The organism is Pseudomonas sp. BP8 (genome assembly GCF_017875955.1).
Taxonomy (GTDB): domain Bacteria; phylum Pseudomonadota; class Gammaproteobacteria; order Pseudomonadales; family Pseudomonadaceae; genus Aquipseudomonas.
The window spans coordinates 4,316,704-4,337,393 of sequence record NZ_JAGINK010000001.1 but is presented as its reverse complement, the minus strand read 5'-3'; the positions used below and the strand labels follow the sequence as shown (position 1 = coordinate 4,337,393).

Sequence of the window (20,690 nt, the reverse complement as noted above, 5' to 3'; positions counted from 1 at the left end):
AGTTCTATCACGGATGTTCCAGGCACTCCTGCAGCAGCCCGATAAACACCGACTCCGCCCGACTCAACCGCTGATCCCGATTCCAGAGCAAATGAATATCCACATCGGCGATCCCCTCCTGCGGCGATAACCGCCACAACAACCCAGCCTCCACATCCGGCGCCACCACATGCTCGGGCAAACAGCCGATGCCAAACCCGGCAATCACCAGCCGCCGCACTTCCTCCAAGCTCGGCGATGACGCGACGATACGCCCACTGAAGCCCTGCTGATCACGAAAAATAGTCAGCGGCGAGAGCATCCCGCCAATCTGGTCGCTGGTGAAACTGACGAAGTTCTCCCGCTGCAGATCGCCTTCGTATTCACCGAACAACGCATGATGCTTGCCGCAGAAAAACGCATAGCGCTGGCGCAAGAACAGCCGCTGCTCAAGGCGCGGCTGGGGCCGGCGGTTCAGGCTCAGGCCAGCTGTGGCGGTCTTTTCCTGCAGGGCAGCGACGATGTCCGAGCTGCGCATCACATCGATCTCCAGGTCGATCCGCGGATGCTGCCGGTGGAAGCCGGCGAGAAACTCATCGAAGCGCTCCGAGCAGATGCGGCTGATCATCAGCAGGCGCACCTTGCCCTCCAGTTCATCAGTGGGTTGTTCCAGCAGCCCGCCGATCTGCGACATTTGCCCATACACCTCGCCCGCCAATTGGAACAGCTGCTCACCCATTTCGGTCAGCACGAAGCGTGGCCCGCGCCGGGCGATCAGTTGGCGCCCGAGTTGCTCCTCGAGGCGCTTGAGCGCCTGGCTGACCGCCGGCTGAGTCAGGTGCAGGCGGGCGGCGGCGCGGCTGATCGAGAGTTCCTGGCCAATCACCCGGAAGGTGCGCAGGAGGTTCCAGTCGAGGCGATCATTGAGCAGGCGTTCTTGCATGGCGGGCTCTGGATAATAAATGTTCGTTATAGTTGGAATGATAAATAGAAAAGTGACTAATCATAGCCTTGGGCCAAGGAAGCGGCTACCACCTGGAAAGCCTGGAAGACAACGCCCGGGCGTTCTTTGCCGACAAACACGACTGGCGATAACCCCTTGGATCCTGGGGCTGCGCAGCAGCCCCGGCATTCTCAAACCTTCCACCGTTGTCACACTTTGTCCCATCTCCGCCAATGCAGCTGATTAGGATTCGCTTTTACAACGAATCCACAAGGTCATCCGCATGCCCGCAACACGCCGCCTCCTCAGCCGTTCATCCACCCTGGCCGTGCTTCTGGCCAGCGCCGCCCAGGCGCAGAGCAACGAGCCAGTGCCGCTGGTTCTGGAAGACATGGTCGTCACCGCCGCCGGCTTCGAGCAACGCGTCGAAGACGCACCCGCTTCGATCACCGTGATCGAAGGTGAAGACCTGCGCCGTAAATCGTACCGTGACCTCGGTGATGCTGTGCGCGATGTGGAAGGGGTAACGGTCAATGGCGGCGCCAACGAAACCGATATCTCGATCCGCGGCATGCCCGCCGACTACACCCTGATCATGGTCGACGGCAAACGCCAGAGCGCGCGCGAATCGCGGGTCAACGGCAACTCCGGCTACGAACAGAGCTTCGTCCCGCCGGCTGCGGCCATCGAGCGTATCGAAGTGGTGCGTGGGCCAATGTCTTCGCTGTACGGCTCGGATGCCATCGGCGGGGTGATCAACGTTATCACCCGCAAGGTGGCGCCGGAGTGGGGCGGTTCGATCGGCTACGACTATTCGGCGCGTCAGCACAGTGCCGAGGGCAATGCCGGGCAGACCTCGTTCTACCTGAGCGGACCGTTGAAAGAAGACCTGCTCGGCTTGCAGGCCTGGGGCCGCTACCTCGACCGCCAGGCCGACGATGACCTGGAGCAAACCAACGGCCACAGCAAGGCCGACCACCGCGACCTGACCACGCGCCTGTCATTCACCCCGACCATCGACCACGACATCCTGCTTGAGGCCGGCGTCACTCGCCTGAAGAACGGCGATGGCCTGAGCGCCAACTGGGCTACCCGCGAGCAGGAGAACAACCGCGATCACTGGTCGCTGTCGCACCAGGGCCGCTGGGGTTGGGCGACCTCTGACGTGGCGCTGTATCAGGAAACCACTAGCCGCGAAGGCAAGGCCACCCCGGACCAGACCGACATCTACGGCCGCAAGCCAGAAATCCGCAACCGCGTGCTGGATGCCAAACTGGTGGTGCCGACCGCACACAACGTCAGCACGGTGGGCTTGCAGTGGCAGGAAAACCAGGTCACCGACTGGAACCAGGGCCTGGGCGACCGGGTCAATCGCGAGTTCAAGGTCACCCAGCGCGCGCTGTTTGCCGAGAACGAGTGGTCGGTCACGGATAACTTCGCGCTGACCACCGGGCTGCGCCTGGATGACCACGAAGAGTACGGCAACCACTTCAGCCCGCGGGTCTATGGGGTTTGGCGTGCGCACCCGCAATGGACCCTCAAGGGCGGTATCGCCCGTGGCTTCAAGGCACCTGAGCTGCGTGCTGTGGTCGCCGATTACGCCTACCTGCGGCGCAACCGCTTCGTCATGTTCGGCAACCCTGACCTCAAGCCCGAGACCAGCACCAACTACGAGGTCTCGGCGCTGTGGTCCAACCGGGCCGACCTGTCTGCCGGGGTTACCCTGTTCTACAACGACTTCCAGGACAAGCTGTCTACGGTGACCACCGACCAGCTGTGGAACGGCTACATCATCATGGACCGGGTCAACGTCGACAAGGCAGTGATCCGTGGTGTCGAGCTGACCGGGCAGTGGGATATCAACGATGCGTTCCTGGTCAAGGGTAACTACACCTACACCGACTCCGAGCAGAAGTCCGGTGCCAACGCCGGTGCACCGCTGGCCCTGACCCCAGAGCGCAAGGCCAACCTGCGCGGTGAGTGGCGGGTCAACGACCGTGCTCAGGCCTGGGCTGCGGTCAGCTACTACGGCGAGGAGACGGGCAATACGATCACCGCCGAAAGTGCGCCGGGTTACACCACGGCAGACATTGGTGGATCGTTTGATGTGACCCATGCGCTGACGTTGAACGCGTCGTTGAACAACCTCACCGACAAGCGTTTGGACGATGAGACCTATGGCACGGTCAACTATGGCCGCACCCTTTGGATGGGCGCCACTTACAACTTCTGAAAAACGAGCCTGACGCAGTCTTATTGAGTTAGCAGGGACCTGTAGGAGCGGGCTTGCCCCGCGAACACCGGCGAAGCCGGTGCCATCCATCTTCATTGCCAGGGCTGGCCTCTTCGCGGGTCAAGCCCGCTCCTACAGGATTGCGTCGGTCTCACTGGCCCACCGGCAACCGCACCATCGCACACAGCCCCTGCGGCGGCCGGTTCTCCAGCAGCAACTCACCGCCGTGCGCCTGAATACACGCCCGCGCTATCGCCAACCCTAGCCCAAGCCCGCCACCACTGCGCGCATCCGCGCCACCACGGCCCAACTGCACAAACGGCTCGAACACCTTCTCCAGCCACGCCTCAGGCAACCCCGGCCCCTGATCGATGATTGCCAGGTACACCTGCCCGCCGCGCAAGCTCAGCTCCATATGGGTGGCACCGCCATGCTTGAGCCCGTTGTCGATCAGATTGGTCAGCGCCCGCTTCAGTGCCAACGGCCGGCAACTCACCCACAGCTCATCGCCACCGCCCCAGCTCAAGGGCTCACCCATCAAACGGTAGCGGCGGGCCAGATCGTCCAGCAGGTCGTTCAAGCACAGCCGGCAGGTCTGCTCCTGCACCGCATCGCCGCGGACGAACTCCAGCGTTTCGCGCACCATCGCGGTCAGCTCGGCGAGGCTTTCCAGCAGGTCATCGCGGGTTGGCCCGGGCTCGAGCAATTCCACCTGCAGCCGCAGCTCGGTCAGCGGTGTGTTGAGGTCGTGGCTGATCGCCGCGAGCAGGCGTGTGCGGCCCTCGACATGCCGGGCCAGGCTGGCCTGCATGGTGTTGAACGCGCAGGTCAGCTCACGGGCTTCCTGCGGCCCGCTCAAGGCCAAGGGCGCGATCCACTCGCCGCGGCTGACGCGCTCGGTGGCCTTGGCCAGGGTCTTGATTGGCCGCACTACACGGCGCAGGCACAGCATCATCACCAGCAATACCGGCAGAGTGGTCATCGGCACGCTGTAGGCCAGCACCGTACTCCATTGATAAGCGCCACTGGGGTGTTGCACGGCGTTCAGGTACAGCCCATCGCCCAGCGCCAGGCTGCTGCGCAAGCGCAGCGCGGCCCAGCCGCCGGGGCTGAACGGATAGGCGCGGGCGTCGGCGCCATTGACCCGCTCCAGTTGCAAGGTGATGGCGTGCTCGGCGGGTAATTGCAGGCGCTGGCGCAAGTCGTTGGCCAGCCGTCGCTCCTCGGCGCGCGGCGGGAATGGGCCAACTTCGGCAGTGCTGGCAATCCAGAAGCGCGTCTCCGGATTGCCCATCTGCGCCAGCAAGCGTTCTGCCTGTGGCCGTGACAGGTCGTGCGCCGCATGAAAGGCCGTCGACAAGCGCTCCAGGCTGGCATTGCGCGACAACGGGTGGAGCAGGCTGCCGTGGCGGTGCAGCAAGAGGATGCCGATCAGGTGCGAGGTCAGCAACGCCAGGCACAGCAGCAGCAACAGTTGATGCAGCAAGCGCTGCGGCCAGAGCCTGCGCAGGCTATTCAAGGTCGACATCGGCGGCCAGCAGGTAGCCGCTGCCCCACAGCGTGCGCAGCAACTCTGCCGTTTGCCCGGGGCACTCGAGCTTGCGCCGCAGGCGGCTGACCTGGCGGTCGATGGCGCGCTCGCTGATGTCGCTGTCGTGGGCTGCGGTCAGGTCGACCAGGCGCTGGCGGCTCAGGCTGGCATGCGGATGCGCCAGGAACACCTGCAACAATTTGCCCTCGGCGGTGCTCAGGCGCACCGGCTCGACGCCTGCACGGCTGAGGGTGGCGGTACTGGCACAGTATTGCCATCCAGCGAAGCGATAGCGGCGTGGGCTCGGCGCGGCGTCTACCGGCGCTGCCTGCGCGCGTGCCTGGGTCGCCTGGTGACGGCGCAGCACGCTGTTCAGCCGTGCGACCAGCTCCCGCGGTTCGAAAGGTTTGGTCAGGTAGTCGTCAGCACCCAGATCGAGCCCGCGCACCCGGTCTGCCGTGGTGTCGCGGGCGGTCAGCAGGATCACCGGCAGGTTGCAGCGCCGGTGCAACTGCTGGCACAGCTCGAAGCCATCGCCATCGGGTAGCATCACATCGAGCACCGCCACGTCGAAATCCTGTTGCTTGAGCAACTGCCACAGCCCGGCGGCGTCCGCAGCGGTACGTACCTCGAAACCGTGTCGGCGCAGGTAGGTCGCCAGCGGGTCGCGGATCTTGCGGTGGTCGTCGACGACCAGTACCCGGGGGGCGGGCAGGGGCTGGGTGGGGAGCATGGGTCATCGGGAGTGGGTGAGGGTGGGGCGGGATATTACTACGAGTCATTATCATTTGTGACATGGGAATGGTGGCAGGTTGTCACAGGTAGTATCCAAAGGCCGAGCACGATTGGTCGTCTTCATCGTAGGGCAAGCCCAACCCACGCATTGCAGGACATGAGAACGGCTTGCCAGTTGATGAAATGAGAATTGCATCGTATTGGAGCGGATCTACTCAGTTTTGAACCCTGGCTTGTCATTTCTCAAGCGCCAAGCCTTGACCTCCGCCACAATAAGCTCCGGACTGTCTTTTCCTGGTTCAGGGTAGAAGAATAAATCTGAACCGGCGGGGTGCTGGGAAATGCGCTCAAAATGATGAACCGCGCTGCGGTGGTCTTCATCCGTATCGTAGTCGACAGTACATATTTTTCTTACAAACAGTAAAAACTCAGATTCAGTTATTTCGCTGATAGATTTTTTCATTATTGTTTCCCTCTGTGGAGTTCTATGTGCAGTCGGGGCATCGTGAGGAAAATATTTTCCAAATTATATACCTCGCCACCTTGGGAGATTAAATTTTTGTGGTGAAGTTCAAGGACGTCACGCTTGCCGGCGCGTTCGCTTTTTGGTACGAAGGGAGCAAATCCTTTTTTCATCCTTTCGATATTCCCGATGCTGAATTGTTTGGAGAGGTAGTCATCATTGGCCACGGCCATCCAGAGTGACTCTCTCATGGCTTTCCAGTTTGCGAAACCTTTGCCCCTCAATAAATCTGCAATCTGCTTCGGTACGGGCGATCCGTCACCATTGGCGGCACCCCTGGCCCACGACGCATCTACTTCAGGTCCAGATCCTATTGCTCTTCCCGGATCCTCCCGCCGGTCCCAAAACATTGTATAGATCGGCGGCAGTCCTGAGTCTGCAGGAAACACAATGATGTAGTCATCGAAACTGGCGTCGGCCACGCCTGGGTAGCTGTCAATTTTTACTTCTATTGGGGTGAGCACCGCTGCCGGAATATATTGCCGGCTCGGATGGTTCCTCTGGCAACATCGTTGAAGAGTCACCGGGGGTAACGGCGGGTGTCCAGGTCAAGGTTCGCGCAGGCACGTCCCAGGATCATCATCAATCTTTCCGTAGCGCTGTTCGTAAGCGTGTAGGGTGGCAGCAGTAGATTTCCAAAGAGGATGGTGGCCTAGAAGTTTATTTACGTTGGCTTCGTGAATTTCGAAAGCGTCCAGTTTCTTTATGGCCAGCGACTCTAATATTTGTGTTCTGTGGTCAGGGTTATCCCTATTTAACCCTGCCTCCGCGATTGCCGATTCAATCTCGACATCCACCGCAGCGGATAACGTTTGAAGGTCCAAAGATGTCTTAGCATCTTCGTGGATCGCTTCAAGTGTTTGCGCAGGCGTTGGCTTTGTCGGAGATGTTGGGGGTAGTGCCGGAACTAAAAGCCCGCCAGCGGGGTAGGGCCAGCGGGGAAGACCGAATGGATAAAGGGGTGGGAGTATGACAGGAATGGAAGGCCTGCCGATGACATGCGAATCGGGCAGGAAAACTGTGCCTTGCATTGGAACCTCCATGCTTCACAGCAGCAGGGTGCTGCTTGAACCACGCAGGATCTCTGTTAAGCCGCTACCAATGCAGAGTGAGCATATTCCCGTAATGGAGCAGTTTCATGGGTTACTTGCCCGTCGCACATGCTTCACCAGCACCTTCTCCAACAACTCCCACATCGCCGGATCAGTACTGAACGCCACGTTGAACCGCATCCACCCGGTAGCCTGCGCATCGACCATGAACAACTGCCCAGGCCCGAGCATGATGCCTTTCTCCAGCGCGTCATCGAGCAACGCCGCGCTGTCCGGGATAGCCGGGTGGCGGGTCCACACGTACATGCCTTCGTCCGACTCGATGAACAACTCGAAGCCCAACCGGTGCAGATGCCGGCCGACCTCCTGATGCGCCTCGGCCAAACGCTGGCGCAGGCGCTTGAGGTGCTTGCGCCAGCGGCCATCGATGACCGCGGCGTAGACCACGCGCTCCATCACCTGCGAAGTGGTCAGGCCTGAGCGCATCTTGAGGCTGAGCAATTGCTGCATCAGATCGGGGTTGGCCAGCAGGTAGCCGACCCGCACGTTGGGCGAGATGCTCTTGGAATAGCTACCGACGTACACCACCTGCTGCAAGTGATCGAGGCTGGCCAGGCACGGCTGCGGCTCGGCGACCATGTCGGCGTACAGGTTGTTTTCGATCAGCCGGAAGCCGTGCTGGCTGGCCAGTTGCAACAGGCGGTGCAGCTGCGGCAGCGGAGTGCGCGAGCAGGTTGGGCTGTGCAGGTGCGGCTGGGTAAAGAAGGCCGTCGGCCGGTGCTGGGCGAGCAGTTGCTCCAGCTGATTGAGGTCGTAGCCGGCTGGTGTGCGTGGCACGCCGATCAGGGTAGCGCCCTGAAAACGCAGGATGCTCATCAGGTTGGGATAGCCAGGATCGTCCACCAGTACCACGTCGCCGGGGCGCACCAACGTCCGCACCGCCAGGTCCAGGGCCTGGCTGGCGCCGTGGGTGAGCATCAGTTGCGCCGGGTTGGCGACGATCGACAGCTCCTGCTGCAGGTTCTGCGCGGTCAGCGTGCGTAGCTCGGGCAGGCCCATCGGGTCGCCGTAGCCGGACAGCTCCAGCGGGCTCCCGGCTACCTGGCGCATGCCGCGGCGCAGGCCGTCTTCGTACATCCAGTCATTGGGCAGCCAGCCGCAGCCGGGTTTGAACGGCAACTGGCGGGTCTCGAAGATCTGTTGCAGGTACCACTCGGAATTGAACGACGGACGGCTCGGGTCGGCTTCCTGGCTCTGCTGCTCGAGCAATTCGCCCGCCGCCCGATTGACAAAGAACCCGGCGTTGCCACGGCTGACCAGCAAGCCCTGGGCTACCAGGCGGTCATACGCCTCGACCACGGTAAAGGTGCTCACCGAGTAGGTCGCGGCAAACGCGCGAATCGAGGGGACCTTGGCGCCGGGCTTGAGGGTCTGGTTGTCAATCAGCGCGCGTAAACCGTCGATGATCTGGTTGACCAGCGGGGTCGGAGCGTCTGGATGTAGTTCGAACATGGGCTGCCTTCAGGTGCGCGGAACGCTCGGCGCCCGCGGGGTGTTGCCGGTGTATTGCATCGAGGGCCTGTACAGTGCAGTGCGACTTTCATGCCACTGTGCATGGCTCTCTGTGTCGGACATTTTTACATTAGGTGTCTGAGATCGCCAGACACCTTTTGTTTCAGTTCGTTCGAGGGGCCCTCGGACGCGAAAGACAGGCCGCCACGGAAGGCCTGCGTGTGCCTCGTGCACACCTCCTGCGCGCATTAGCACTGATGTACAGGTGAAACCGCTAGCCATCGGGGTTTCACGCATTTCCTTGGATAAAAAGAAGCACGGGGTACACAACTGATGGACGCAACATCCACATCCACCGCATCCGCCAAAGGGGCGCCGGAGAGCAAGCTCAATGCTTCGCTCAAGCCGCGCCACCTGACGATGATGTCGATCGCCGGGGTTATCGGCGGCGCACTGTTCGTCGGTTCCGGCAGCGTGATCCACAGCGCTGGCCCGGCCGCGGTACTGGCCTACCTGGCCGGCGGCATCCTGGTGGTGCTGATCATGCGCATGCTTGGCGAAATGGCCACGTCGTCGCCAGACACCGGCTCGTTTTCGACCTACGCCGACCGCGCCATTGGCCGCTGGGCCGGTTTCACCATCGGCTGGCTGTACTGGTGGTACTGGGTCATCCTGATGGCCTGGGAAGCCTACGTGGCGGGCAAGATCCTGCACGGCTTCTTCCCGAGCGTGAGCGTCAACGTCTTCGTCCTGGCGACGACCCTGGTGCTGATCACGGTCAACTTCTTCAACGTCAAGCACTACGGAGAGTTCGAGTTCTGGTTCGCCTTGATCAAGGTGATCGCGATCGTCTGCTTCCTGATCGTCTGCGGCGCGGCGGTGCTGAACATCTGGCAATTCGGTGAAGTGCGCGGCATTACCCACCTGACCGCCGAAGGCTTCATGCCCAATGGCATCACCACGGTGATCGGGGCGTTGCTGGGTGTGATGTTTGCGTTCCTCGGTGCCGAGATCGTCACCATCGCTGCTTCCGAGTCCAAGGACCCGGCCGGGCAGATCGTCAAGGCCACCAACTCGGTGGTGTGGCGTGTGTGCCTGTTCTACGTCGGCTCGATCTTCCTGATCGTCTGCCTGGTGCCGTGGAACGACCCGCACCTGGGTGAGTCGGGCTATGGCGCCTACCGCCGGACCCTGGAGCTGCTGGGCGTGCCGTACGCCGAGCTGCTGATGAACTTCGTCGTGCTGACCTCGGTGAGCAGTTGCCTGATCTCCGGCCATTACACGGCGTCGCGCATGCTGTTCTCGCTGGCCCAGCGTGGCGACGCGCCGTCGTTCTTCAAGATCACCCGCGCCGGTACCGGCGTGCCAGTGTTCGCCATCGTCGGCTCGTGCGCCGTGGCAGTGGTTTGCGCGCTGATCAACTTCAGCGAGACCCTGCGTCCAAAAGACGTTCTGGACACGCTGATGAACACCACCGGCATGATCGCCTTGCTGGTGTACCTGGTGATTGCCTTCTCGCAGCTGCGCATGCGTCGCAAGCTGGTCGCCGAGGGCAAGGAAATCCGCCTGCAGATGTGGCTGTTCCCCTGGCTGACCTACCTGGTGATCGCGTTCATCGTGGCCGCCCTGGTGACCATGGCGTTCATGCCTGACTACCAGATCCTGGTGATCTCCACCGGTATCGCCGCGGGTATCGTGGTGGCGATGGGTGTGGTCCATCAGATGCGCAGCGCCAAGAAACACTAAGCGCTGAAGCGGGTATGAAGCGGCCGGGACCTGATGGGGTTCCGGCCGTTTTTGTTTGTGATTGGCTTATGCTAGAGGGACTGTCCGCCAAAGGAGGCCACCATGGCTTGGTCCGCCAATCAGTATTCCCTGTTCGAAGACGAACGCACCCGCGCTGTGCGCGACCTGCTTGCCGCCGTGCCGCCACGCTCGGTGCGCCATGCCACTGACCTGGGCTGCGGCCCGGGCAACTCCACCGAGGTCCTGTTGCAGCGTCACCCCGATGCTCAGGTCACGGCGCTCGACAGCGACCCCGACATGATCGCCAAGGCCCGCGAGCGACGCCGGCTGTGCGTGCCACGGGTGCGCTGCGAAATTGCTGATATCGCCAGCTGGAAGGCGCCCGAGCCGCAGGACTTGATCCTTGCTAATGCATCTCTGCAGTGGGTGGCCGACCACGCTTCGCTGTACCCGCACCTGCTGCGCCAGCTCAGTGAGGGCGGCAGCCTGGCGGTGCAAACCCCGGACAACCTCGATGAGCCGGCCCATCGCCAGTTGCGCGAGATCGCCAGCCGCGGGCCGTGGGCCGCCAAGTTCGCCGATTTTGCGCTGCCGCCGCGACACACGGCGGCCTTCTACTACGATCTGCTCAGCCCGCTGTGCAGCCGGGTGGATGTCTGGCGCACGACCTATCACCACCCGTTGATGGGCGGCGCCGAGGCGGTGGTGGAGTGGTTCAAGGGCTCGGCGCTGCGCCCCTACCTGGCGCGGCTTGAGGAAGGGGAGCAGGCGGATTTTCTTCAGGTGTATCTGCAAGCCATGCAGCGGGACTATCCGGCGGCGACCGATGGCAAGGTCTTGCTGCCGTTCCCGCGTTTGTTCGTGGTCGCCACCCGCTAGCGACGCCATCGCCAGAGCACGTAGCCGTACACGGCGAGGTTGAGCAGCAGCACGATCAGGCCTAGCTGGAGCTGAATCTGCGCGGTCAGCCCGGCCGGGTAGATCAGCGGCCAGACGTAGTGCTCGATGAACCCGCCCGGGTAGCCGGCATCGCCGGCGGCGGCGCGCATGCGGTTTTCCCAGGCGGTCAGCGGGCAGTCGAGGTGCAGCCATTCAACGGCAATGCCCCAGGCCACGGCGGGTAGATGGACGAGCAGGGCGGGGCGCCATTTGAGCACCAGCAGGCCGCCGAACAGCACCAGCAGGATGAAGGCCAGGTGCAGCAGGACCAGGGCGTCGGCGGTCAGGCGGTAGAGCATGAGGAGGTATAGGTAGTGGATTTGAGCCTTAGCATAGGCTGATTTTTGCTGGGCCTGTACTGGCCCTTTCGCGGGGCAAACCCGCGCCTACAGGATCGGCGAGGCGCCGTGGCGAGGGGCTGTACCGCGATCACAGCGCTTCCTGAACCATCTGCAAAAATGTCGCGACCACCCGCCGTGTGCGTTGCTCGCTCAGGCACACCAGGGTCTCGGTCAGGTGCCGCTGGCAATCGACGATGGGCAACGCACACACCCGCGCATCTGCGCCAAACTCCGCCGCCGATACCACCCCCACACCAATTCCCACCACCACCGCCTCCCGCGCGGCTTCGCGGCCTTCAACCTGAATTGCCGGGCGGATACGCAGGCCGGCGCGCTGCATCTCCTCTTCCAGCGTCTGCCGCGTCACCGAGCCGGGTTCACGCAGCACCAGCGGCGTGTCGTCGAGGTCGGCCAGGCTGATCGAGCCACGGCTTGCCCAGGGGTGCTGATGGGCAACAAACGCCACCATCGGGTCGCGCCGCATGGGCACGCAGTACAGCCGCTCATCATCGACGTCACGCCCGAGCAGGGCGAGATCCGCCTGATAGCTGAACAGCCGCGCCAGCGACGCGTCAGTGTTGCCCGTCTCGATCTTCACCTGAATGCCGGGGTAGCGCTGGCAAAAGCGGGCAATCTGCGGCAGCACATGCACCGGTGCATCCACCGCCAGCACCAGGCTGCCCGAAAGCAGCGCGCGCGAGTCCTGCAACAGTTCAAGCGCCTCGGCCTCGCAGGCGAATAGCCGCTGGGTGACGCCCAGCAGGCGTTCACCGAGGTCAGTCAGTTGCACCGAGCGCTTGTTGCGATGAAACAGCAACACGCCAAAACGCTCCTCCAGTTTGCGCACCTGATCAGACACCGCCGGCTGGGTCAGAAACAGCTTGGCCGCCGCGCGGGTAAAGCTGCCGTGTTCAGCAACGGCATGAAAGGCCTTGAGTTGAGCCTGGGAAACCGACATGACGCCTCCAGTAACAAGCTGAGCTTATGTGTGAAATACGATAAATCGATTTTCGTTATCAGTCAGCTCCTGCTTTGATGATTGCCAGACCCGACGACGACCAGCGTCATGCAGTGCATCACAACAACAACAAGACAGGCGTTTCTTCACATTCTGCCGGCACACTTGAGCAAGAGGTCAGACACCCACATGAACCCTTCACTAGCCACAATCAAACGCTGGCGCATGCAGATTTTCGCCATTACCTGGCTGGCTTATGCCGGCTTCTATTTCACCCGCAAGGCCTTTTCAGTGGCCAAGCTGGGTATCGCCGAAGACCCCAACTTCATGCTCGACAAGGCCGCCATGGCCAACCTCGATGCGATCTACCTGGCGGCCTACGCGGTCGGCCAGTTCACCTGGGGCATGCTCGCCGATCGCTTTGGCCCGCGCGTGGTAGTACTCGGCGGCTTGCTGATTTCTGCGGCGGCGGCGGTGGTGATGGGCAGCTACGCGACCTTCCCGATCTTCGCGACCTGCATGCTCATTCAGGGCCTGGCACAGTCCACCGGCTGGGCGGGGTTATGCAAGAACATCGGCAGCTTCTTCCCGTCTGCCCAGCGCGGACGGGTGCTCGGGCTGTGGAGTTCGTGCTATGCCTTCGGCGGCCTGGTCGCCTCGCCGTTCGCCGGCTGGTGGGCCTACACCCTGGTCGGCAGCTGGCACGCGGCGTTCTTCTCCAGCGCCGCCGTGGTGGCCGGTGTGGCGCTGCTGTTCTTCATCTTTCAACGCAACAAACCCGAAGACGTCGGCCTGCCGGCGGTCGAGCCGCAGCCGCAGAGCATGGTGCCGGGGTCGAACCTGTGCAGTGTCTGGGCGCCGCTGCGCGAGATCCTGCGCAATCGCACGGTGCTCACCCTGGGGCTGGCGTACTTTCTGCTCAAGCCTGCCCGCTACGCGATTCTGCTGTGGGGGCCGGTGATCGTCTTCGAGCAGATGCCGACGGTGGGCAAGGTGGGTGCGGCGATCATCCCCACGGCATTCGAACTGGCCGGGTTGCTCGGGCCGATCATCATCGGCCTGGCCTCGGACAAACTGTTTGGCGCCCGGCGCATGCCGGCCTGCGTGATCAGCCTGCTGCTGTTGACGGTGACCTTGGCGCTGTTCATGGCGGCAATGAACAGCGGCAGCGTGGCGCTGGTGGTGGCCCTGCTGTTTTTCATGGGCCTGACCTTGTACGGGCCCGACTCGATGATCAGCGGCGCTGCCGCGATCGACTTCGGCAGCGCCAAGGCGGGTGCCACCGCAGCGGGCTTCGTCAATGGCTGCGGCTCGGTCGGTGCGGTGCTCGGCGGGCTGCTACCCGGTTACTTCGACACCCTCACGGTGTTCATCGTGTTTGCCGCTTGCGCGCTGTTTTCGGCCCTGGTGCTGCTGCCGCACTGGAACAGCCGCCCGGCAAGTGCCGAGCACGCCAGCGATGTCGCGCCCAATACCAGCATGGCGATCAAGCCACTGCGAACCTAAAGGAACCGAGTAGATGAGACCCTTCTGGCTGCAACAGGCCCTGGACCAGGATAACGACGCCGTGTGCCTGCCGCTGGCCGGCGATGAGCGATGTGACGTGTGTATTGTCGGCGGCGGCTACACCGGGCTGTGGACGGCACTGATGCTCAAGGAGCAGGCGCCCCAGCTCGATGTGCTGTTGATTGAAGCGGATATCTGCGGCGCCGGCGCCAGTGGCCGTAATGGCGGCTGTGCGCTGTCGTGGTCGGCCAAGTACTTTACCCTCGAACGCCTGTTTGGTGCCGTCGAAGCCGTGCGCCTGGTGCAGGAGTCCGAGCGCAGCATCGCCGCCATCGGCGAGTATTGCGCGGCCAACGGCATCGACTGCGATTACCGCATGGACGGCACCCTGTATACCGCCAGCAACCCGGCGCAGCTAGGCGCCACCGATGCAGTGATTGGCGCCTTGGCGAACAAGGGCATCAACTCGTTCGAGCGCCTGCCGCTGGAGCAGGTGCAACGCCTGGCGGGCTCGGCGCGGCATCTGGAGGGCTGGTTCTCACCGGCGGCCGCGACGGTGCAGCCGGGCCGTTTGGTACGTGGGCTGCGCCGGCTCGCCCTGCAGCGCGGCGTGCGCATTCACGAAGGCACGGCGATGACCGGGTTGGAACACGGCGCGCCGGTGCAGGTACGCACCCGCAACGGCACGGTCCGGGCTGACCGCGTGGTGCTGGGGATGAACGCCTGGATGGCGCGGGCATTTCCCCAGTTCGAGCGCAGCGTGGCGATCGTCTCCAGCGACATGGTGATCACCGAACCGTGCCCTGAACTGCTGGGCGAGATCGGTCTGGACAGCGGCATCAGCGTGCTCGATTCGCGGATCTTCGTGCACTACTACCACAACACCAGCGATGGCCGGCTGATGCTGGGCAAAGGTGGCAATACCTTTGCCTATGGTGGGCGCATGCTGCCGGTGTTCGATCAGCCGTCGCCGTATCAGCCGTTGCTGCGCGACACCCTCAGCGAGTTTTTCCCGGCACTGGCCCAGGTGCCGGTGGCGGCCAGCTGGAATGGTCCATCGGACCGCTCGGTGACCGGGCTGCCGTTCTTTGGCCGGCTGGATGGCCAGGGCAATGTGTTTTATGGCTTTGGCTACTCGGGCAGTGGCGTCGGGCCGTGTCACATGGGTGGGCAGATCCTCGCTTCGTTGGCGCTGGGGCTGGACAACGCCTGGACGCGCTCGGGGCTGGTCAAGGGCCCGCTGGGGCAGTTTCCGCCGGAGCCGATTCGCTACCTGGGGTCGCTGCTGGTACGCAACGCGATCCGGCGCAAGGAACGCGCGGAGGACCGTGGCGTGCGCCCGCGCCAGCTGGATGTACGCCTGGCACGCTTTGCCGCCGCCGCAGGCAAGGCCGATAAAGGCTGATGGCCATAGGGGCTGCTGCGCAGCCCTTTCCGACCGGCCCGGCGCTTCGGCAAGGCCGCTCCCGCAGGGATCGCGCTGACGTTTAGGTTTTGTGCAAGGCAGTTGCCACAGAGGTCGCGCATGCCTCAAGACTGGCGCTGTGTTTGTGGCAGCGGCCTTGCCGGAGCGCAGGACCGGTCGGAAAGGGGCCCCATACCGATCAACGGCAGCAAGCAAGATTTCTTGTCGATCCACCGCGCGAGGGCGTATAAACTGCACCCACTTTGGCCGGTCGCTTCCTGAACCGGCCCGCTGAAACAAAGAGAGTCGACATGGGCGCACAGTGGAAAGCCAAACATCGAGAAGTCGCTGCCAATGCCAAAGGCAAGGTCATGGGCAAGCTGGCCAAGGAAATTCAGATCGCTGCAAAGTCCGGCGCTGACCCTGATTCCAACTCACGCCTGCGCCTGGCAATCGAACAGGCGAAAAAAGCCTCGATGACCCGCGAGACCCTGGAGCGAGCGATTCGCAAAGGCGCTGGCCTGGATGGCGATGCGGTGCAGTACACCGCAGTCACCTATGAAGGCTTTGCCCCGCACCAGGTGCCGCTGATCGTCGAGTGCCTGACCGACAACGTCAACCGCACCGTGGCCCAGATCCGCGTGCTGTTCCGCAAAGGCCAATTGGGTGCCAGCGGTTCGGTAGCGTGGGACTTCAACCACGTCGGCCTGATCGAAGCCACCCCGGCCAACCCTGATGCGGACCCGGAAATGGCCGCCATCGAAGCCGGCGCGCAGGATTTTGCTGAAGGCGAAGAAGAGGGCGCGACCCTGTTCATCACCGACACCACCGATGTCGATGCCGTGCAGAAAGCCCTGCCTGGCCAAGGCTTCACCGTGATCTCGGCAAAAATCGGCTATACCCCGAAAAACCCGGTCAGCGCTGACGGCCTGAGCGCCGAGGCACTGGAAGAGGTCGAAGCCTTCCTGGCGGCGATCGACGACAACGACGACGTGCAGAACGTCTATGTCGGCCTGACTGACTGATCAGCGTATGAGGGCCGCGCTGCGGCCCTTTTCGCGGCGCCAGGCCGCGCCTCCAGGGATGTTCTTGTCCCTTCAATCGCTGCCCGCCATGAACCCTGCCTTCGCCTCCCTCAGCCTTGCCCACCTGCGCACCCTCGACTGCCTGCTGCAGTTGAAAAACCTCAGCCACGCCGCCGAACGCCTGGGCTGCAGTCAATCGGCGTTGAGCCGTCAGCTGTCGCACCTGCGTGAAGCGTTCGATGATCCGCTGCTGGTCCGTCAGGGCCGTGGCTATGTACTCAGTGAATACGCCGAAGCGCTGCTGGAACCGTTGCGCCAGGTCCTCGAAGAGCTGCACGCGCTGCGTCAGCCGGCGGTGTTCGACCCGGCGCGGTGTGAACGGCGCTTTTGCCTGGCCGCCTCCGACTATGTCGCCGAACACATGCTGCCGATCCTGGTGGCGGCGCTGGAGCGCGAGGCCCCCGGTGTGTCGCTGGAGTACCGCACCTGGCAGGCCGGGCAGTACGCGTTGTTGGCCAGTGGCGAGATTGACCTGGCGACAACCTTGTTCGACGAGTCCCCGGCCAACCTGCACGGGCGCCTGCTGGGTGAGGATCGGGCGGTGTGCCTGATGCGCCAGGACCATCCGTTGACTGTGCAGGCCGTGCTCAGCCAGGACGACTACCTGGCTTTCAAGCATGTGCGGATTTCCGGGGGTGGCGACAAGGACAGTTTCATTGACCGTCATCTGCGGGCGCAGGGCTTGCAACGACGGATCAGCCTCGAGGTGCCGTTCTTCTCCGCCACGGTGCAGGTGATCGGCAACGGCCAGGCGCTGGCCACGGTGCCCGAGCATATCGCCCGGCAGCTGTGCCGCTTGCATGACCTGACCTGGCGACCACTGGGCTTTGTTGAGCACACCCAGCGCTATTGGGTGGTCTGGCACCAGCGTCTGCAGGCCTCGGCTGAACACCGCTGGCTGCGCAATCGAGTCTTCGAGCTGTGGCGTGCCTCGCAGTTCGGCGTGCAGGGTGGGCATGCGCGTTTGCCATAGGAGGTATGCGCGAAGCGGGGTTCTTCGACCAGGCAGCGGCACCTAGACTGGCCTCACTGACACCCCGCCCAGGAGACCGCGCGTGACCCCAGAACAATTTCGCCAGTATGGCCACCAACTGATCGACCTCATCGCCGATTACCGCCAGACCATCGCCGAACGCCCGGTCATGGCCCAGGTCGAACCCGGCTACCTCAAAGCCGCCTTGCCAACCACGGCACCGCAGCAAGGCGAACCTTTCGAGGCGATCCTCGACGACGTCAACCAGTTACTCATGCCCGGCCTGTCGCACTGGCAGCACCCCGACTTCTACGGCTACTTCCCGTCCAATGGCACGCTGTCGTCGGTGCTTGGCGACTTCCTCAGTACCGGCCTCGGAGTGCTCGGCCTGTCCTGGCAATCGAGCCCGGCCCTGAGCGAACTGGAAGAAACCACCCTCGACTGGCTGCGCCAGTTGCTTGGCCTGTCATCGCAATGGAGCGGGGTGATCCAGGACACCGCTTCGACCAGCACCCTGGTGGCGCTGATCTGCGCCCGCGAGCGCGCCAGCGATTTTGCCCTGACCCGCGGCGGCCTGCAGGCCCAGCCCAAGCCTCTGATCATCTACGTCAGCGCGCATGCCCACAGTTCGGTGGACAAGGCCGCGCTGTTGGCAGGTTTTGGTCGCGAGAATATCCGCCTGATTCCTACTGACGAGCAGTTCGCCATGCTCCCGGCGGCGCTGCAGGCGGCGATCGACGCAGACCTGGCAGCGGGCAACCAGCCGTGCGCAGTGGTCGCCACCACCGGCACCACCACGACCACAGCGCTCGACCCGCTGCGCCCGATCGGCGCCATCAGCCAGGCGTACGGGCTTTGGCTGCACGTGGATTCGGCCATGGCCGGGTCGGCGATGATCCTCCCCGAGTGCCGCTGGATGTGGGATGGCATCGAGCAGGCGGACTCGGTGGTAGTCAACGCGCACAAGTGGTTGGGCGTGGCCTTCGATTGCTCGATCTACTACGTGCGTGATCCGCAGCATCTGATCCGGGTGATGAGCACCAACCCCAGCTACCTGCAGTCGGCGGTCGATGGCGAGGTGAAGAACCTGCGTGACTGGGGGATTCCGCTGGGGCGGCGTTTCCGCGCCCTGAAGCTGTGGTTCATGTTGCGCAGCGAAGGCGTCGAGGCGTTGCAGCAGCGTCTGCGCCGTGACCTGGACAACGCCCGCTGGCTGGCCGAGCAGGTTGAGGCGGCCGCAGGCTGGCAGGTGTTGGCGCCGGTGCAACTGCAAACGCTGTGTATTCGGCATTGCCCGGACGGGCTGGCGGGGGAGGCGCTGGATGCGCATACGCGAGGGTGGGCAGAGCGGCTCAATGCCTCGGGTGACGCCTATGTGACGCCGGCGACGCTGGAAGGGCAGTGGATGGTGCGGGTTTCGGTGGGGGCGTTGCCGACAGAGCGTGAGCATGTCGAGCGGTTGTGGGCGAGGTTGCAAGAGGTGGTCAAGGTCTGAGATCGCTGGGGCCGCTGCGCGGCCTATCCGACCGGTCCCGCGCTCCGGCAAGGCCGCTCCCACAGGTTACTGCGCGTCCTGTGGGAGATTGCGCAGAGAACAAAGCCCGTAAATGCGGCGCATACCCTGTAGGAGCGGGCTTGTCCCGCGAAACCGGCGAAGCCGGTGCCATACAACACGGCGGCTGGACCGGCCTCTTCGCGGAGCAAGTCGGATCGCCGCACCGGTCGGAAAGGGCCGCGTAGCGGCCCCCCGCGGTCTTAATGTGTAGCGGCGCTGCTCAGGCTACCTTTACGGCTAGCCTCGTACGCTTCCTTCTCCATCGGCTTGGCATCTGGATTACCCAGGTCTTCCATCGCCAGGCGATGCGTCTCTGGTGCCACATAGGCAGCCAGGGCGCAGATGCAGGTGATGAAGAACGCCGAACCGCCAACCACCAGCCAGATGTTCTCCGAGCCCGGTGGTGCAATCGCGGCGAACAGTGCAGGCAGCATGGCAGTGAGCATGGTGCCGACGTTCTGGGCGATGGCCATGGCCGAGACGCGGTAGCGGGTGTTGAACAGCTCTGGGTAGAAGCTTGGGAATACCGCGTTGTAACCCTGGTAGACCATACCCCACATCACGATCGAGGCAGCGAAGGCCAGCGGAACGTTCTGGATGCTGATGGCGTACAGGTAAACAAAGGCCAGCAGACCCGAGCCCAGGCAGCCCGCGATCATCGTCGGGCGACGGCCGATCTTGTCAGACAGGTTGCCCACAAATGGAATCACCAGCACCGCAACGATGTTGCCGACCACCGGAATCCACAGGTACACGCTCTTGTCGAAGCCGATGCCATACGCCGGCTGTACCGCGTAGGCCGCACCGAAGACGGTGGCGACCACCGGGATCACGTTCATCAAGGCCATGAACATGACCAGCACCATGTGCTTCCAGCTGTATTGGAAGGCTTCACGGATAGGCGACTTGGCAATCTTGGCCTGTTTCTCTTCCTTGACGAAGGCAGGCGTCTCGTGGACTTCCTTACGGATGATGAAGCCGGCCACCAGAACAAATGCACTCAGCAGGAACGGAATCCGCCAGCCCCAGTCGTTGAAGGCTTCAGTCGGCATGAAGTAGGCCAGTGGCAGGAACACCGCCGCAGCCATTACCTGACCCGCCTGCACACCTTGCAAGGTGAAGCTGGCGTAGTAGCCTCGCCGGCCGAATGGCGCATGCTCCATGATCATCGAGCTGGCTCCGGAGATCTCCCCGGCGACCGCAAAGCCCTGGATCAGGCGCAGTACCACCAGAATGATCGGGGCGAGAATGCCGATGTCATGGTAGGTCGGCAGCAGGCCGACGGCCATGGTCGAGATCCCCATGAGGAACATGCACAGCAGCAGGACATTCTTGCGGCCGCGGGTATCACCCCAGTGGCCAAGGACAAAAGCACCCACCGGACGGGCCAGGTAACCGACACCGTAGGTCGCCAGCGAGGCGATGATGGCCATTTTCGGGTCCATCGACGGGAAGAAGATTTGCGGGAAAATCAGGGCTGCGGCTTGGGCGTAGATGAAGAAGTCGTAGTACTCGAGAGCCGAGCCTATCCACCCACTGGCGGTCGCTTTCTTGGCTTGAGAGCTGGAGTGAGCCATCGTTGTCTCCGTTGTTCTTGTTATTGAACTTATTATGTCGTGACGCTGGGCTTGGCGGTACAGGATCCGTCGAACGTTCGCAGGGCAGTGAGGGGCG

Annotated in this window: 18 protein-coding genes; 8 read left to right on the top strand and 10 right to left on the bottom strand. The window is 63.0% G+C overall.

Going from position 1 to position 20,690, the window contains the following annotated elements:
- Window positions 1-7: 7 nt before the first annotated feature.
- Window positions 8-922, bottom strand: a complete 915-nt coding sequence (locus tag J3B00_RS18910; protein WP_209870138.1) for a LysR family transcriptional regulator — start codon at window positions 920-922, stop codon at window positions 8-10.
- 283 nt (window positions 923-1,205) lie between these two features.
- Between J3B00_RS18910 and J3B00_RS18905 the strand changes: the two genes are divergently transcribed.
- Window positions 1,206-3,155 carry a TonB-dependent receptor gene (locus tag J3B00_RS18905; RefSeq protein ID WP_209870135.1) on the top strand — a complete coding sequence of 650 codons (1,950 nt, stop codon included), beginning with the start codon at window positions 1,206-1,208 and terminating at the stop codon, window positions 3,153-3,155.
- Window positions 3,156-3,306: 151 nt separating this feature from the next.
- Here the strand turns inward: J3B00_RS18905 and J3B00_RS18900 are convergent, their stop codons facing one another.
- The 6 genes from J3B00_RS18900 to J3B00_RS18875 form a co-directional block, all read right to left on the bottom strand.
- Window positions 3,307-4,641 (bottom strand): ATP-binding protein, encoded by a 1,335-nt coding sequence (locus J3B00_RS18900; protein ID WP_209874994.1) that lies wholly within the window; start codon window positions 4,639-4,641, stop codon window positions 3,307-3,309.
- A gap of 25 nt (window positions 4,642-4,666) precedes the next feature.
- The gene (locus tag J3B00_RS18895) at window positions 4,667-5,419 is read right to left on the bottom strand and encodes a response regulator transcription factor (protein ID WP_209870133.1); all 753 of its coding nucleotides are present in this window, start codon (window positions 5,417-5,419) and stop codon (window positions 4,667-4,669) included.
- Window positions 5,420-5,632: 213 nt separating this feature from the next.
- On the bottom strand, window positions 5,633-5,884 hold the full coding sequence (locus J3B00_RS18890; RefSeq protein WP_209870131.1) for a bacteriocin immunity protein: 252 nt from the start codon (window positions 5,882-5,884) through the stop codon (window positions 5,633-5,635).
- Complete coding sequence (locus J3B00_RS18885) at window positions 5,884-6,468, bottom strand: S-type pyocin domain-containing protein (RefSeq protein WP_209870129.1); 585 nt, start codon at window positions 6,466-6,468, stop codon at window positions 5,884-5,886. Before J3B00_RS18885 ends, J3B00_RS18890 begins: the two co-directional genes overlap by 1 nt.
- Before the next feature lie 24 nt (window positions 6,469-6,492).
- Window positions 6,493-6,975 carry a hypothetical protein gene (locus J3B00_RS18880; RefSeq protein ID WP_209870126.1) on the bottom strand — a complete coding sequence of 161 codons (483 nt, stop codon included), beginning with the start codon at window positions 6,973-6,975 and terminating at the stop codon, window positions 6,493-6,495.
- A gap of 105 nt (window positions 6,976-7,080) precedes the next feature.
- On the bottom strand, window positions 7,081-8,508 hold the full coding sequence (locus J3B00_RS18875; RefSeq protein ID WP_209870123.1) for a PLP-dependent aminotransferase family protein: 1,428 nt from the start codon (window positions 8,506-8,508) through the stop codon (window positions 7,081-7,083).
- 333 nt (window positions 8,509-8,841) lie between these two features.
- On the opposite strand from J3B00_RS18875, the gene J3B00_RS18870 reads away from it, so the two are divergent.
- Complete coding sequence (locus J3B00_RS18870; RefSeq protein WP_209870119.1) at window positions 8,842-10,254, top strand: amino acid permease; 1,413 nt, start codon at window positions 8,842-8,844, stop codon at window positions 10,252-10,254.
- A gap of 102 nt (window positions 10,255-10,356) precedes the next feature.
- The gene (gene tam, locus J3B00_RS18865) at window positions 10,357-11,133 is read left to right on the top strand and encodes a trans-aconitate 2-methyltransferase (RefSeq protein WP_209870116.1); all 777 of its coding nucleotides are present in this window, start codon (window positions 10,357-10,359) and stop codon (window positions 11,131-11,133) included.
- Here tam and J3B00_RS18860 read toward each other — a convergent pair.
- Entirely contained in the window at window positions 11,130-11,492 is a 363-nt protein-coding gene (locus tag J3B00_RS18860) for a DUF2784 domain-containing protein (protein ID WP_209870113.1), read from the bottom strand. The genes tam and J3B00_RS18860 overlap by 4 nt on opposite strands.
- Before the next feature lie 130 nt (window positions 11,493-11,622).
- A complete protein-coding gene (locus J3B00_RS18855) occupies window positions 11,623-12,492 on the bottom strand; it encodes a LysR substrate-binding domain-containing protein (RefSeq protein ID WP_209870110.1) in 870 nt (289 codons plus the stop codon).
- A 189-nt stretch (window positions 12,493-12,681) separates the two neighbouring features.
- Here J3B00_RS18855 and J3B00_RS18850 point away from each other — a divergent pair, with 189 nt between their 5' ends.
- The 5 genes from J3B00_RS18850 (at window position 12,682) to J3B00_RS18830 (ending at window position 18,956) form a co-directional block, all read left to right on the top strand.
- Window positions 12,682-13,998: an MFS transporter gene (locus tag J3B00_RS18850; protein ID WP_209870107.1), complete on the top strand. Its 1,317-nt coding sequence runs from the start codon at window positions 12,682-12,684 to the stop codon at window positions 13,996-13,998.
- A gap of 13 nt (window positions 13,999-14,011) precedes the next feature.
- On the top strand, window positions 14,012-15,403 hold the full coding sequence (locus J3B00_RS18845) for an FAD-dependent oxidoreductase (protein WP_209870104.1): 1,392 nt from the start codon (window positions 14,012-14,014) through the stop codon (window positions 15,401-15,403).
- 311 nt (window positions 15,404-15,714) lie between these two features.
- Window positions 15,715-16,428, top strand: a complete 714-nt coding sequence (locus tag J3B00_RS18840) for a YebC/PmpR family DNA-binding transcriptional regulator (protein WP_209870102.1) — start codon at window positions 15,715-15,717, stop codon at window positions 16,426-16,428.
- A gap of 88 nt (window positions 16,429-16,516) precedes the next feature.
- Window positions 16,517-17,461, top strand: a complete 945-nt coding sequence (locus J3B00_RS18835; RefSeq protein WP_209874992.1) for a LysR family transcriptional regulator — start codon at window positions 16,517-16,519, stop codon at window positions 17,459-17,461.
- An 82-nt stretch (window positions 17,462-17,543) separates the two neighbouring features.
- Window positions 17,544-18,956 (top strand): DOPA decarboxylase, encoded by a 1,413-nt coding sequence (locus J3B00_RS18830; RefSeq protein WP_209870099.1) that lies wholly within the window; start codon window positions 17,544-17,546, stop codon window positions 18,954-18,956.
- A gap of 260 nt (window positions 18,957-19,216) precedes the next feature.
- Here the strand turns inward: J3B00_RS18830 and J3B00_RS18825 are convergent, their stop codons facing one another.
- Window positions 19,217-20,593 (bottom strand): MFS transporter, encoded by a 1,377-nt coding sequence (locus J3B00_RS18825; RefSeq protein WP_209870096.1) that lies wholly within the window; start codon window positions 20,591-20,593, stop codon window positions 19,217-19,219.
- Window positions 20,594-20,690: the final 97 nt, after the last annotated feature.